Genomic DNA, 13,093 nt, shown 5'->3' with positions numbered 1-13,093 from the left:
CGTTGCCCGGAGAGCCGGGTCTCAGACCATCCACCGGTCCGGCCGGGCCCCGCGCCGCCCGGTCCGTGACCGTTCCGCCTGCGCCCGGAGCAGCCGCGCCGCCTCCCCGGCGTCCCGCAGCCGTGCCGTCACGGTCTTGTTCGCGCCCGTGTCCACGTGCACGTCGGCGACCCTCCACGCCCGCTTCCAGGGCCCCTGCGTGAGCCGTACGCTCTGCACCTTGGCGTGCGGGACGAGCGCGAGCCGGCGTCGCAGCAGCCCGTGCCGGGCGGCGAACACCGTGTCGGTGACGGCGATCCCGTGCCCGCGCCACCACACCGGCGTGCACCACCGGGCGCGCCGCGGAGGCCGTGCCAGGGAGGACACCTCCGGCACCGCCACCCCCGGCAGTACCCGCGAGATCACCGACTCGGCGATCTCGCGCGGGGCGACCGGCAGCAGCACGGAGTTCGACGACCCGGCCACGTCCAGCTCCACCCGCACCCAGCCGAGCCGCCGCCACAGCAGCGGCTCCACGATCCGCACGGTCTGCACCCGCCCCGGCGGCACCGTCTCGTGCGTGCGGTCGAGCAGGCCCCGGTCGATGCGCAGCCCGTCGGGCGACTCGCTCACCGTCCAGTCGTAGGCGCCGACGAAGCGTCCCGCGCTGCTCGTCACGGCCCCGCCGAACAGCGGCAACGCCGCCGCCAGCACCGTCCACAGGCTGTGGGTGCCCAGCCACACCAGCGGTGGTACGACGAGGGCGGTGACCAGCGAGCCCCAGGTCGCGCCGATCAGCAGCAGAGAGGCCGCGATCACGCGCGCGGGTACGCGGACGAGCTGCCGCGCGGGTGCCTCGCCGACCTCGTGCGCGGTCTCGGGGGCGAAACCGGCGGCGCGCGCGAGCAGTTCGGCGCGCAGGGCGCGGGCCTCGTCCTCGCCGAGGAAGGCGAGTTCGTCCTTCTTGTCCGTGCCTATGACGTCCAGCCTCAGCTTGGCCACGCCCGCGACCCGCGCGAGCAGCGGCCGGGTGACGTCGACGGCCTGGATGCGCTCCAGCCGGATGTGCGCGGTGCGGCGGAACAACAGGCCGGTGCGTATGCGCAGTTCGGTGTCGGTCACCGCGAAGTGCGTGAACCACCAGGACAGGAAGCCGTACAGGGCGGCCGCCGGCAGGAGCACCGCGAGCCCGATCAGCAGCATGGTCGTCGTCAGTCTCGTCAGCTGCTGCTGGGTCTGGCTGGGGTCGTGCGCCGCCCACCCGGCGAGCACGGCGACCGGCGCCCACGCGCGCCTGAGCGGCGTCACGGGGTGCAGCCGCCGCTCGGTCACGGCAGGATCGTCCTTGCCCAGGGCCTCGGCGTCACCGCCGGCGGCCCCGTCGCCCCCGGCCGCCGTCACAGCCCCGCCGATCGCGCCTCGCCGAGCCGGGTGAGCCGGTCGCGCAGCCGTTCCGCCTCGGCCGGGTCGAGGCCCGGGATGGTCGCGTCGGTGGCGGCGGCCGCCGTGTGCAGCTGTACGGTGGCCAGCCCGAAGTGCCGCTCGACGGGCCCCGAGGTGACCTCGACCAGCTGCATCCGCCCGTACGGCACGACGGTCTCCTCGCGCCACAGCACGCCCCGGCTGATCAACAGGTCGTCGGCGCGCTCGGCGTAGCGCCAGGAGCGCCAGTTGCGGCCCAGCAGCACCCAGCACCAGGCCATCAGCCCCAGCGGCAGCAGCGCGAACGCCGACCAGGCGGGACCGGCCAGGGCGCCGAGCAGCACCCCCACGGCCACGGCGGCCAGGCCCGCCCACACCACCAGCAGCAGTCGGCGCATGCGCAGCAGCCCCGGTGGCAGTGCGGTCCACGCGGGCTCGTCCTCCGCAGCCCGCTCGTCGCCCAGGCTCCCCGTCTCCATGCGGCAAGCGTACGTACGAGAGACTGTGTCCATGACTCCTACGACGGAGACCATGGTCGGGATCGGCGGCGCCGCGGAGAGCACCGACATGGTGCTCAACATCGGGCCGCAGCACCCGTCCACGCACGGCGTGCTGCGGCTGAAGCTGCTGCTGGACGGCGAGCGCATCACGCGCGCGGAGCCGGTGATCGGCTACATGCACCGCGGTGCGGAGAAGCTGTTCGAGGCGCGGGACTACCGCCAGATCATCATGCTCGCCAACCGGCACGACTGGCTGTCGGCGTTCTCCAACGAGCTGGGCGTGGTCCTGGCCGTGGAGCGGATGCTCGGCATGGAGGTCCCCGCGCGCGCGGTGTGGACACGCACGCTCCTCGCGGAGCTGAACCGGGTGCTCAACCACCTGATGTTCCTCGGCTCCTATCCGCTGGAGCTGGGCGGCATCACACCGGTCTTCTACGCCTTCCGCGAGCGGGAGGTCCTCCAGAACGTCATGGAGGAGGTCTCCGGCGGCCGGATGCACTACATGTTCAACCGGGTCGGCGGGCTGAAGGAGGACCTGCCGGCCGGGTGGTCCACGCGCGCGCGTGCCGCCGTCGCCGCCGTGCGTTCGCGCATGGACGTCTTCGACGACCTGGTGCTCGGCAACGAGATCTTCCGGGGGCGCACGCGGGGCGTGGGTGGGCTCTCGCCGCAGACCGTGCACGCCTACGGTGTGAGCGGTCCGATCGCGCGCGCCTCGGGCGTCGACTTCGACCTGCGCCGCGACGAGCCGTATCTCGCGTACGGGGAGCTGCAGGACACGCTCAAGGTGGTGACCCGGCAGGAGGGCGACTGCCTGGCCCGGTTCGAGTGCCTGCTGGAGCAGACCCACAACGCGCTCGACCTCGCCGACGCCTGCCTGGACCGGCTGGCCGAGCTGCCGCCCGGCCCGATCAACCAGCGGCTGCCGAAGGTCCTCAAGGCGCCCGAGGGGCACACGTACGCGTGGACCGAGAACCCCCTCGGCATCAACGGCTACTACCTGGTCAGCAAGGGTGACAAGACCCCGTACCGGCTGAAGCTGCGCTCCGCTTCGTACAACAACATCCAGGCCCTGACCGAGCTGCTGCCGGGGACGCTGGTGGCGGACATGGTGGCGATCCTGGGGTCGATGTTCTTCGTGGTCGGGGACATCGACAAGTAGGGCGGACCGGGACGCTCATCCGGAAAGCGGGTCGGTGATCCCGACCGGCTGGAGCAGCCAGCCGAAGTCTCCGAGGCCGCCCGCCGCGGTGAGCTCGGCGGCCTCGCCGGCGCTCGCGAGGGCGCGTACGTAGTCCGAGGGGTGCGTGGAGGCGAGGGCGAGTGGAGGTCGTGCGCCGGTGACCCCCAGGGCGCGCAGCGCCTCGCGCTGGGTGCACAGGCGTGCGCCGGGGAGCGCGACAGCGCACGCGTCCAGGGCGACGTGCGCCGTGATGTCGCAGGACCCGTCCGGCACAGGCGTCGTCTCCCGTCCCTCCCGGAACCCGGTGAGCGTCCCGAAGGGCGGTCGGGCCCCGACCGGGTGCGCGTAGTCGACGGCGACGGCGAGGCCACGCTCCACCCGGGACACCGCGGCGGCCCAGGCGGCGTCCCTGGGCAGCCCGATCTCCGCGCGCAGGCCCGGCTCGGGTGCCAGCGGCCACCAGCGTGCCAGCCACGCGGCCTCCGCCCCCGTCACCGGCTCCCCGAGACGTTCGGTGCCGTCCCGCCGGACGAGGACGTGCCGGGCCACGCCCGCCGCGTCCACCTCGGCCACCTCCACCGGCACGTTGTCCAGCCACTCGTTGGCGAACAGCAGCCCGGTGATCCCCTCCGGGGGTTCGCTCAGCCACTCGATCCGGTCGTCGAGCCCGGCCGGGCGGCCGGCGATCTCGACGGCGTACACACGCGCGCGGGAGGCCGCCTCCGCGGGCAGTTCCGCGAGCACCCCCGCGGCCAGCTCGCCCCGCCCGGCCGCCATGTCGACGAAGCCGAGCTCCGCCGGGCGCCCCAGCACCTCGTCGACCCGGCACAGCAGCCGCGCCACGGCCGCCGCGAACAGCCGCGAGGCGTGTACGGACGTACGGAAGTGCCCGGCCGGTCCCTCGGGGCGCCGGTAGAAGCCGTCCGGCCCGTACAGGGCCTCCTCGGCCGCCACCCGCCAGCCGCGCCATTCGCCCGCCGTCTGGTCCGCCCCGCCCGCCGCGCGGTCGCCCGCTGTCCCGTCCGTCACCCCGCCAGACTAGGCGCACAAGTGATCACTGCCTCCACCTTGGGGAGTACGAGGGCCGGTTACGGATCGGCCCTCCGGTTGACCCCTGCACCCATCACGTTTCCCTACTCTGGGTTACGTGCAGCGCCTCTATGACTTCCTCCGCAGGCACCCGATGTGGGTCGACGGCTTCTGGGCCCTCGTCCTGCTCGGGATCTCCGGCGTGAGCGTATCGAGCGTCAACGGGGCGCCTGACCACCACGGATCGATGGGCGCGGCGCTGGCCGTGTCCGTCGTGCTGTGCGTGGTCGTCGCGCTGCGCCGCCGGATGCCCGAGAAGATGGTGCTGCTGGCGGCGGCGACCGGCGTGGCGCAGCTGGTGCTGGACATCGAGACGACGGCGGCCGACTTCGCCATGCTGGTGATCGTCTGCACGGTCGCCGCGATCGGGGCCCGCTGGGCCTCCCGGTTCGCGCTGGTCGGCGGGATGTGCGCGGCTACGCTGGCGCAGATCCGCTGGCCGCAGCCGGACTCGAGCGCCCTCGGGCAGGTCGCGGTGGCGATCTTCCAGACGGTGCCGTTCGCGCTGGCCTGGGTGCTCGGCGACTCCATGCGCACCCGCCGCGCCTACTTCGCGCAGCTGGAGGAGCGCGCCGCCCGCCTGGAGAAGGAGCGCGAGGCGCAGGCCAAGGTCGCGGTGGCCGCCGAGCGCGCCCGGATCGCGCGCGAGCTGCACGACGTGGTGGCGCACAACGTGTCGGTGATGGTGGTGCAGGCCGACGGTGCCGCCTACGTCCTCGACGCGGCGCCCGACCAGGCCAAGAAGGCCCTGGAGACCATCTCCTCCACCGGCCGCCAGGCCCTCGCCGAGATGCGGCGCCTGCTCGGCGTGCTGCGGACCGGCGAGCACCAGGAGGGCGGCGAGTACGTGCCGCAACCCGACGTCGAGCAGATCAAGGAGCTGGTCGAGCAGTGCCGGAGTTCGGGACTGCCCGTCGACTTCCGGATCGAGGGCACCCCGCGTCCGCTGCCCAGCGGCGTCGAGCTGACCGCGTACCGCATCGTGCAGGAGGCCCTGACCAACACCCGCAAGCACGGAGGGCCGAACGCGGGCGCGAGCGTGCGCCTGGTCTACTTCGACGACGGCCTGGGCCTGCTCATCGAGGACGACGGCCAGGGCGCCCCGCACGAGCTGTACGAGGACGGCGGCGCCGACGGGCAGGGCCACGGACTGATCGGCATGCGCGAACGCGTGGGCATGGTCGGCGGCACCCTGGACGCGGGCCCGCGCCCTGGTGGAGGCTTCCGCATCAGTGCCCTGCTGCCGCTCAAACCAGCGCACTGACGTCCTGCGCACGCCCCGGTTGACGCCTGTCGCGCCCCACTGCGACACCGGTCACGCCCCCTGACCCGCCGACCGGAACACCCCGACTCGCCGACCAGAAACCAAAGACGGAAGAGGACCCCGATGACGATCCGCGTGATGCTCGTCGACGACCAGGTGCTGCTGCGCACCGGATTCCGGATGGTGCTCGCCGCCCAGCCGGACATGGAGGTCGTCGCCGAGGCGGGCGACGGTGTCGAGGCCCTTCAGGTGCTGCGGGCGACCGCGGTCGACGTGGTGCTGATGGACGTGCGCATGCCGAAGCTGGACGGCGTGGAGACCACCCGCCGCGTCTGCTCGGAGCCGGACCCGCCGAAGGTGCTGATCCTGACCACCTTCGACCTCGACGAGTACGCCTTCTCGGGGCTGAAGGCGGGCGCCTCGGGGTTCATGCTCAAGGACGTGCCGCCCGGCGATCTGCTCGCCGCGATCCGTGCCGTGCACAGCGGCGACGCCGTCGTCGCCCCCTCCACCACGCGCCGTCTGCTCGACCGGTTCGCGCCGATGCTGCCCACCGGCGGCAAGGAGCCCCAGCACAAGGAGCTCCAGCGGCTCACCGAGCGCGAACGCGAGGTCATGGTGCTGGTCGCGCAGGGCCTGTCGAACGGCGAGATCGCCGCCCGGCTGGTGCTCTCCGAGGCGACCGTGAAGACCCACGTGGGCCGCATCCTGACCAAGCTGGGCCTGCGGGACCGGGTGCAGGTGGTGGTCCTCGCCTACGAGACGGGCCTCGTCCGGGCCGGCGGGCACGGCTGAGGGAAGGGACCCGGCTGCCGCGGACGCCGGCCGTCGGTAAGGTCTGCGCATGCTCCTGTGGATCAACGGCCCCTTCGGGGGCGGCAAGACACAGACCGCACACGAGATCCAGCGCCGCCTTCCGGGCAGCGTCATCTGCGACCCCGAGCACGCCGGCTTCGGTCTGCGCCGCATGTTGCCGCCCGGGCTGCGCGGCGACTTCCAGGACCTGGCGTCCTGGCGGCAGGGCGTGGTCGAGGTGCTCGACCTGGCCCTGACCAAGCACGACGGCGTGGTGATCGTCCCCATGACCGTCACCGACTCCGGCTACTTCGCCGAGACCGTCGGGCGGCTGCGCGAACTGGGGCATGACGTACGGCACTTCACCCTCCTCGCGGAGCGCGAGACCGTCCTGAGACGGCTGCGCGAACGCGGTCCGGGGCACCTCCTTCAGTTCGTGGCCGGGAAGAACGCCGGGCCGCGCAGGGAGAGCTGGGCCGTCCGGCAGCTCGACCACTGCCTCGAGCGGCTGCGCCAGCCGGAGTTCGCCGAGCACCTGTGGACGGACCACGCGACCGTGTCGAGGACCGCGGACCGGATCGCGGTGCTGGCCGGGCTGACACTGCGGCCCAACCGGGAGGGCCGGGTGCGTACCCGGCTGCGGCAGGCGGGTGTGAGCATCCGCCACATCCGGTTCGACTGACGGGGGACCATTCGACCGGCGGCGAGGCCGGCCGACGGCGGGGCTAGCGGAGTATCCCTTCCAGGAAGTCGCTGCCCAGCCGGGCCACCATGGCCACGTCCAGCTGGTGGTAGACATACCGGCCCCGGCGCCGGGTGGTGACCAGGCCCGCCTTCTTCAGGACGCCCAGGTGCCGCGATATCTCGGGCGCGGTCATGCCGTGCACCTGGGTCAGCTCGCTGGTGGTGAACGCGCTGCGGGCCAGGCTGCGGCACAGCCGCATCCGCACCGGGTGGGAGAGCGCGGCCATCCGCAGGGTCAGCTGTTCCACCGAGGGCGGGGCGGCGAGCTCCGGAGAACCGACCGGGTAGTGCAGCACCGGCTGCCAGCCGTGACGGTGCAGGACCATCAGATGGGGCCAGCCCAGGCTGGTCGGGATGAGCAGCAGGCCACCGTCCGCCGTGGCCGTACGGCCCTCGCCGAGCTTGTCGACCGTGATCCGGCCTGCCGCCTCGTCCAGTGCCACCGCCGGCGAGACCGCGGAGAGCGCCTCGGCCAGGCCCTTGTGGCGCAGCAGCTCCGTCTTGTGGCGGGCGTCCGCCGCGAGCTGGTGGCGCAGCCGGGACCAGGTCTCCGCGAAGAAGGCCTCGTCGCAGTCCTGGAGGAACTGGCGCAGCCAGGCCCGGATCCGGGGCGGGTCACTCAGCAGCCGCTCGCTGAACCGCACCTGCGCCGGCCCGCGCGCGGCGGCCAGCTCCAGGGCGCGGCGGCGCAGCGCGGCGTCGGCGAGCGGGCCGGGGCCAGGAGCGCTGTAGGGCAGGGCGCAGGTGAACTCCAGGGCCGCGTCCACGAACTGCTCGTCGGACAGCTTGTCGAGCAGGTCCAGGTCCTCGGCGAGGGTCTGGCCCGGCAGCGCGTTCCCGCCGGGGACGCCCGCGACCGGCATGAACAGGTCGGAGAACGTCGTCCGCCACAGGAAGTCGGCCTCGCACATGCGGTCCGCCAAGTGCGAGTCGAGCCGGGCGGTCACCCCCGTGGCCCAGCCCTGCAGGCCCGGGTGGTGCCCCGGCTCGGACAGCGCGTGCAGCGCCATGCCGAGCTCGGCCAGGGGAGAGGGAACGACGGCGATCCCCTCCGGCCGCAGCCCCGCGATGTCGATGCGCACGCTCATGCCCCCATGGTGCACGCCGCCACCGACAACGCGGCCCCGATTGACGACGGCCGTCAATCGACGGGACTTCGCCCGGCCACCGGCGCAACCTGGGGCCTCCGGGGCAGCCGCGGAGCCCGATCCCACACGTCCCGAGAAGGCGGCACAGCCATGAGCATCACCCAGCAGTACCTCCTCGACACCTACCGAGCCCGGCAGCACGGCGAGCCCTTTCCGCCCGCGCCCGGCCTGAACGACTGGCAGGCCGTGCGCGAGCTGCGCGAGTACCGGCGCTTCCGCGCGGTGGTCGCCGGCCGCCCGGTGCGCGGGCGGCTGCGGCCGGCCCTGGCCCGGTGGCTGCACCGGCGCCGACCGCACGGGCCCCGACCCTAGGCAGGGCCTCTCTGGCCGACGGGCTCCAGCCGTCCGACGAAGTCCGCGACCGCGGTCTTCACGTCCTCCTTCGTCCACTCCAGGCCCGCGGCGCGCACGCTGACCTCGGTGACGGCCAGTCCCGGCCCGCCGCGCTCCCAGGGACGGGAGAACAGCATGTTCCGGGTCTGCTCCCCCTGGCGTACCGCCGCCTCGGCGAGCACGTCCGCGTCGTACGGCAGCCACAGCTGGAAGTCATGGGTGTGCGGCACCTGCGGGTGCACGCGCGCCCAGGGCAGCCCGGCCGCCGCGAACCCCTCGCGGAGCGCGGCGGCCACCACGCGCGCGTGCCGTACGTACTCGGGCAGGCGGGGCAGCTCCTGTTCGAGACCGGCCAGCACCGACAGGGCGGTCGGGAACTGCTGGAACACCATGCCGCCGTACCGGTGCCGCCAGGTCTTGGCCTCCTCAACCAGCTCCTTCGGACCGGCGAGCGCCGCGCCGCCGTAGCCGTCGAGGGACTTGTAGAAGGACACGTACACGCTGTCGGCGAGATCCGCGATCTCCGTGAGCGTGCGTCCGAAGTGCACGGTGGACTCCCACAGGCGCGCGCCGTCGAAGTGCACCACCGCGTCGCGTTCGCGCGCCGCTTCGACCACCGCGGTCAGCTCCTCCCAGGAGGGCAGGACGAATCCGGCGTCCCTGAGGGGCAGTTCGAGCATCAGCGTCCCGAAGGGCTCGTCGAGGCCCCGTATCTCCTCGGCGGTCGGCAGCCGGGGCTCTCTCGTCACCCCTACCGGGCGCAGGCCGCTGACCTGGCTGAGGGCGTGCCGTTCGTGCACCTCGGGGTGGGAGAGGGCGTGCAGCGCGACGGCCGGGTTGCCGGTGCGGCCCGCCCAGCAGCGCAGCGCGACCTGCTGGGCCATCGTGCCGGTCGGGAAGAAGGCCGCCGCCTCAGTGCCGAGCAGCCCCGCGATCTTCCTCTCCAGGGCCTCGACGATGCCGTTGCCGTACATGTCGGACGCCTCGTCGAGGTCGTACAGGTCCTCCGCGCGCTCCAGCAGCGACAGCCGCTCCCGGAGCGTGCCGAGGGATCCGGGGCGCGCGAGCACACGCTCCGCGCTCCGGTAGGCGCTCATGCGCCGCTCACGGAGCCGCTTGCGCCGCTCCTCGTCCGTGCCCCGGTCCTGCTGCCGCACGTCCTGTCCCTCCAGCTCCTCAAGCAGGTCCGGCTCCTTCCGCACGTCCTGCTCCGCCTGTTCCGCCGTATCGCTCATGCTCCGGATCATCCCGTGCGGCGGCCGGGACGGGCACCCCGATTTCCCGTACCGGCGGCCGTGGTGAAGCCCACAGCCTGTGGACGACCGAACGCCTCACGGACGGATAGCGTTAACATGACGAGAAATCGTCCGGTACCCGGAGCGGACTGGAACGGGAAGGCCGCCGTCGCGTGAGTACAAGCCAACAGCCAGACCCCAGGGACCGCCCCGCGCGGCTCGCCGTCGGCGTCGTCGGCGCCGGCCGGGTGGGCCCCGCGCTCGCCGCGTCCCTCCAGCTCGCCGGGCACCGCCCCGTGGCCGTCTCCGGGGTCTCCGACGCCTCCCGGCGCCGCGCCGAGCTGATGCTCCCCGGTGTGCCCCTGCTGCCGCCCGCCGAGGTGCTGCAGCGGGCCGAGCTGGTGCTCCTGACCGTCCCCGACGACACCCTGCCCGGACTCGTCGCGGGTCTCGCCGAGACCGGCGCCGTACGGCCCGGGCAGCTGCTCGCGCACACCTCAGGGCGGTACGGCGCGAAGGTGCTGGACCCAGCCCTGCGCGCGGGCGCGCTGCCGCTGGCGCTGCACCCGGCGATGACCTTCACCGGCACACCCGTGGACGTGCAGCGGCTGGCCGGCTGCTCCTTCGGCGTCACCGCTCCCGAGGAGCTGCGGCTGGCCGCCGAGGCCCTGGTCATCGAGATGGGCGGCGAACCGGAGTGGATCGCCGAGGAGATGCGGCCGCTGTACCACGCGGCACTCGCGCTCGGGGCCAACCACCTGGTGACACTGGTCGCCCAGTCCATGGAGCTGCTGCGCGAGGTCGGCGTCGAGGCGCCCGACCGGATGCTCGGCCCGCTGCTCGGCGCCGCCCTGGACAACGCCCTGCGCTCCGGCGACGCGGCCCTCACCGGCCCCGTCGCGCGCGGGGACGCGGGCACGGTCGCCGCCCATGTGGCCGAGCTGCGCCGCCACGCACCTCAGACCGTCGCCGGCTACCTGGCGATGGCACGCGCCACCGCCGACCGCGCACTCGCCCACGGCCTGCTGAAGCCGGAACTGGCCGAGGACCTGCTGGGCGTCCTCGCCGACGGAGCGGCCGGCACGGGGGCCACCGGCGGCACACACGGCTCCGACGATCCGGACGGCCCGGACCGGCCCGACGACGGCGAAGGGGACGTCCGATGACCCGCGCGGGGAACGCGACGAGCCGGGTGGAACCCGCAGGCACGGGGCACTCGACGAACCGGGTGGCACCGGTGAACGCGGAGGAGGGTCGCCCGGTGACTCCGGCGCCCGGGAACGGAGGACGCCCGATGACCACAGCCCTGCTGCGCACCGCCGACGAGCTGCACGCACGCGTGCGTCACGGCCGCCGTGCCGTCGTGATGACCATGGGAGCCCTGCACGAGGGCCACGCCACCCTGATCCGCGCCGCCCGGCAGATCGCCGGCGGCGACGGTGAGGTCGTCGTCACCGTCTTCGTCAACCCGCTGCAGTTCGGCGCGGGCGAGGACCTGGACCGCTATCCGCGCACCTTGGAGGCGGACGTCAAGATCGCCGAGCAGGCGGGCGCCGACGCCGTGTTCGCGCCGTCCGTGGAGGAGGTCTACCCGGGCGGCGAGCCCCAGGTCCGCATCACCGCCGGCCCCATGGGCGAACGCCTGGAGGGCGCCTCGCGGCCCGGCCACTTCGACGGCATGCTCACCGTCGTCGCCAAGCTGCTGCACCTCACCCGCCCCGACGTGGCCCTGTACGGCCAGAAGGACGCCCAGCAGCTCGCCCTGATCCGGCGCATGGTGCGCGACCTGAACTTCGGCGTGGACATCGTCGCGGTACCGACCGTGCGCGAGGACGACGGTCTGGCCCTGTCCAGCCGCAACCGCTACCTGTCCCCGCAGGAGCGGCGCACCGCTCTCGCCCTCTCCCGGGCCCTGTTCGCCGGCTGCGACCGGCACGCCGCCCAGGAGGCGCTGCGCGCGCGAGCCCGCGAAGTGCCCTCCACGCGCGCGCGTGCCGAGGCCCTGAGCGCGCTGGGGGAGTCCCGCGCGGCCGCCGACGCCGCCGCCGTCGCCAAGGCGTCCCCCGGTGCGGCCGCCGCCGTGCGCGCGGCCGCCCGGCTGGTCCTGGACGAAGCCGCCCGCCTCGACCCGCCGCTGAAACTCGACTACCTGGCCCTGGTCGACCCGTCGGACTTCACCGAGATCGGCGACGACTTCACCGGCGAGGCCGTCCTCGCCGTCGCCGCCCGGGTCGGGTCGACCCGGCTGATCGACAACCTGCCTCTCACCTTCGGGACCCACGAAACCCTCGGAACCCTCGGAGCCGCCTCGTGACCAGCACAGGCATACGACTGCACGCGCCCGCGCCCGGGTGGTCCATCGCCGCGGACGTCGTGGTCGTCGGCTCCGGCGTCGCCGGCCTCACCGCCGCCCTGCGCTGCGAGGCCGCCGGCCTGAACACGGTCGTCGTCACCAAGGCCCGCCTCGACGACGGCTCCACCCGCTGGGCCCAGGGAGGCATCGCCGCGGCCCTCGGCGAGGGCGACACCCCCGAACAGCACCTGGACGACACCCTGGTGGCCGGCGCCGGCCTGTGCGACGAGGAGGCCGTACGGATCCTCGTCACCGAGGGCCCCGACGCCGTACGGCGGCTCATCGACACCGGCGCCCACTTCGACGAGTCCTCCGAAGGAGGACTGGCGCTCACCCGGGAGGGCGGCCACCACCGCCGCCGCATCGCCCACGCGGGCGGCGACGCGACCGGCGCCGAGATCTCCCGGGCGCTCGTGGAGGCCGTACGCGCGCGCGGCCTGCGCACCATCGAGAACGCGCTCGTCCTGGACCTGCTCACGGACGCCGACGGCCGTACCGCGGGCGTGACCCTGCACGTCATGGGCGAGGGCCAGCACGACGGTGTGGGCGCCGTCCACGCACCCGCCGTGGTCCTCGCCACCGGAGGCATGGGCCAGGTCTTCTCCGCGACCACGAACCCGTCCGTGTCCACCGGTGACGGCGTCGCCCTCGCCCTGCGAGCGGGCGCGGAGGTCTCCGACCTGGAGTTCGTGCAGTTCCACCCGACCGTGCTCTTCCTCGGACCCGACGCCGAGGGCCAGCAGCCCCTCGTCTCGGAGGCCGTGCGCGGCGAGGGTGCCCACCTGGTCGACGCCGACGGCGTGCGCTTCATGGTCGGACAGCACGAACTCGCCGAACTCGCGCCCCGGGACATCGTCGCCAAGGGCATCATGCGCCGCATGCAGGAGCGGGACGCCGAGCACATGTTCCTCGACGCCCGGCACTTCGGCGCCGACATGTGGGAGCACCGCTTCCCGACCATCCTCGCCGCCTGCCGTGCCAACGGCATCGACCCGGTCACCGACCCCATCCCGATCGCTCCGGCCGCCCACTACGCCTCCGGAGGCGT

Annotated in this window: 13 protein-coding genes; 8 read left to right on the top strand and 5 right to left on the bottom strand. The window is 73.7% G+C overall.

What is annotated here, in order from left to right:
- Positions 1 to 21: 21 nt before the first annotated feature.
- Both BZY54_RS22985 and BZY54_RS22980 read right to left on the bottom strand, forming a co-directional pair.
- Positions 22 to 1,380, bottom strand: coding sequence for a PH domain-containing protein (locus BZY54_RS22985; RefSeq protein ID WP_208640728.1), 1,359 nt, complete (start codon positions 1,378 to 1,380; stop codon positions 22 to 24).
- Complete coding sequence (locus BZY54_RS22980; protein WP_086727224.1) at positions 1,377 to 1,880, bottom strand: PH domain-containing protein; 504 nt, start codon at positions 1,878 to 1,880, stop codon at positions 1,377 to 1,379. Before BZY54_RS22980 ends, BZY54_RS22985 begins: the two co-directional genes overlap by 4 nt.
- A 31-nt stretch (positions 1,881 to 1,911) precedes the next feature.
- Here BZY54_RS22980 and BZY54_RS22975 point away from each other — a divergent pair, with 31 nt between their 5' ends.
- Positions 1,912 to 3,063 carry an NADH-quinone oxidoreductase subunit D gene (locus BZY54_RS22975; protein ID WP_086727223.1) on the top strand — a complete coding sequence of 384 codons (1,152 nt, stop codon included), beginning with the start codon at positions 1,912 to 1,914 and terminating at the stop codon, positions 3,061 to 3,063.
- 15 nt (positions 3,064 to 3,078) lie between these two features.
- On the opposite strand, the gene BZY54_RS22970 is transcribed toward BZY54_RS22975, so the two are convergent.
- Positions 3,079 to 4,113 carry an SAM-dependent methyltransferase gene (locus BZY54_RS22970; protein WP_086727222.1) on the bottom strand — a complete coding sequence of 345 codons (1,035 nt, stop codon included), beginning with the start codon at positions 4,111 to 4,113 and terminating at the stop codon, positions 3,079 to 3,081.
- A gap of 118 nt (positions 4,114 to 4,231) precedes the next feature.
- On the opposite strand from BZY54_RS22970, the gene BZY54_RS22965 reads away from it, so the two are divergent.
- The 3 genes from BZY54_RS22965 to BZY54_RS22955 all read left to right on the top strand — a co-directional run bounded on the left by BZY54_RS22965 (position 4,232) and on the right by BZY54_RS22955 (position 6,914).
- Entirely contained in the window at positions 4,232 to 5,437 is a 1,206-nt protein-coding gene (locus tag BZY54_RS22965; protein WP_086727221.1) for a sensor histidine kinase, read from the top strand.
- A gap of 123 nt (positions 5,438 to 5,560) precedes the next feature.
- On the top strand, positions 5,561 to 6,232 hold the full coding sequence (locus tag BZY54_RS22960) for a response regulator (protein WP_086727220.1): 672 nt from the start codon (positions 5,561 to 5,563) through the stop codon (positions 6,230 to 6,232).
- Positions 6,233 to 6,281: 49 nt separating this feature from the next.
- Positions 6,282 to 6,914, top strand: coding sequence for an AAA family ATPase (locus BZY54_RS22955; RefSeq protein ID WP_086727219.1), 633 nt, complete (start codon positions 6,282 to 6,284; stop codon positions 6,912 to 6,914).
- Positions 6,915 to 6,957: 43 nt separating this feature from the next.
- Here BZY54_RS22955 and BZY54_RS22950 read toward each other — a convergent pair whose 3' ends face one another.
- On the bottom strand, positions 6,958 to 8,064 hold the full coding sequence (locus BZY54_RS22950; protein WP_086727218.1) for a DUF5937 family protein: 1,107 nt from the start codon (positions 8,062 to 8,064) through the stop codon (positions 6,958 to 6,960).
- 150 nt (positions 8,065 to 8,214) lie between these two features.
- On the opposite strand from BZY54_RS22950, the gene BZY54_RS22945 reads away from it, so the two are divergent.
- Positions 8,215 to 8,436 carry a hypothetical protein gene (locus tag BZY54_RS22945; RefSeq protein WP_086727217.1) on the top strand — a complete coding sequence of 74 codons (222 nt, stop codon included), beginning with the start codon at positions 8,215 to 8,217 and terminating at the stop codon, positions 8,434 to 8,436.
- On the opposite strand, the gene BZY54_RS22940 is transcribed toward BZY54_RS22945, so the two are convergent.
- Positions 8,433 to 9,692 carry a threonine aldolase family protein gene (locus BZY54_RS22940; RefSeq protein ID WP_244217292.1) on the bottom strand — a complete coding sequence of 420 codons (1,260 nt, stop codon included), beginning with the start codon at positions 9,690 to 9,692 and terminating at the stop codon, positions 8,433 to 8,435. The genes BZY54_RS22945 and BZY54_RS22940 overlap by 4 nt on opposite strands.
- 173 nt (positions 9,693 to 9,865) lie before the next feature.
- Between BZY54_RS22940 and BZY54_RS22935 the strand changes: the two genes are divergently transcribed.
- The 3 genes from BZY54_RS22935 to BZY54_RS22925 form a co-directional block, all read left to right on the top strand.
- Complete coding sequence (locus BZY54_RS22935; protein ID WP_086727215.1) at positions 9,866 to 10,858, top strand: Rossmann-like and DUF2520 domain-containing protein; 993 nt, start codon at positions 9,866 to 9,868, stop codon at positions 10,856 to 10,858.
- 128 nt (positions 10,859 to 10,986) lie between these two features.
- The gene (gene panC / locus BZY54_RS22930) at positions 10,987 to 12,006 is read left to right on the top strand and encodes a pantoate--beta-alanine ligase (RefSeq protein ID WP_086727214.1); all 1,020 of its coding nucleotides are present in this window, start codon (positions 10,987 to 10,989) and stop codon (positions 12,004 to 12,006) included.
- A partial coding sequence (locus BZY54_RS22925; RefSeq protein WP_244217291.1) for an L-aspartate oxidase occupies positions 12,003 to 13,093 on the top strand: 1,091 nt, incomplete at its 3' end. The genes panC and BZY54_RS22925, both read left to right, overlap by 4 nt.

It is taken from the genome of Streptomyces carpinensis (genome assembly GCF_002154505.1).
Taxonomy (GTDB): domain Bacteria; phylum Actinomycetota; class Actinomycetes; order Streptomycetales; family Streptomycetaceae; genus Streptomyces; species Streptomyces carpinensis.
The sequence above is the reverse complement of the archived record's forward strand: the minus strand, read 5'-3'. Positions and strand labels throughout refer to the sequence as shown.

Coding starts and splice junctions, on each gene's coding strand:
- BZY54_RS22980 (WP_086727224.1), bottom strand. CDS start 1,880: ATGGAGACGGGGAGCCTGGGCGACGAGCGGGCTGCGGAGGACGAGCCC.
- BZY54_RS22975 (WP_086727223.1), top strand. CDS start 1,912: ATGACTCCTACGACGGAGACCATGGTCGGGATCGGCGGCGCCGCGGAG.
- BZY54_RS22960 (WP_086727220.1), top strand. CDS start 5,561: ATGACGATCCGCGTGATGCTCGTCGACGACCAGGTGCTGCTGCGCACC.
- BZY54_RS22955 (WP_086727219.1), top strand. CDS start 6,282: ATGCTCCTGTGGATCAACGGCCCCTTCGGGGGCGGCAAGACACAGACC.
- BZY54_RS22950 (WP_086727218.1), bottom strand. CDS start 8,064: ATGAGCGTGCGCATCGACATCGCGGGGCTGCGGCCGGAGGGGATCGCC.
- BZY54_RS22945 (WP_086727217.1), top strand. CDS start 8,215: ATGAGCATCACCCAGCAGTACCTCCTCGACACCTACCGAGCCCGGCAG.
- BZY54_RS22940 (WP_244217292.1), bottom strand. CDS start 9,692: ATGAGCGATACGGCGGAACAGGCGGAGCAGGACGTGCGGAAGGAGCCG.
- panC (WP_086727214.1), top strand. CDS start 10,987: ATGACCACAGCCCTGCTGCGCACCGCCGACGAGCTGCACGCACGCGTG.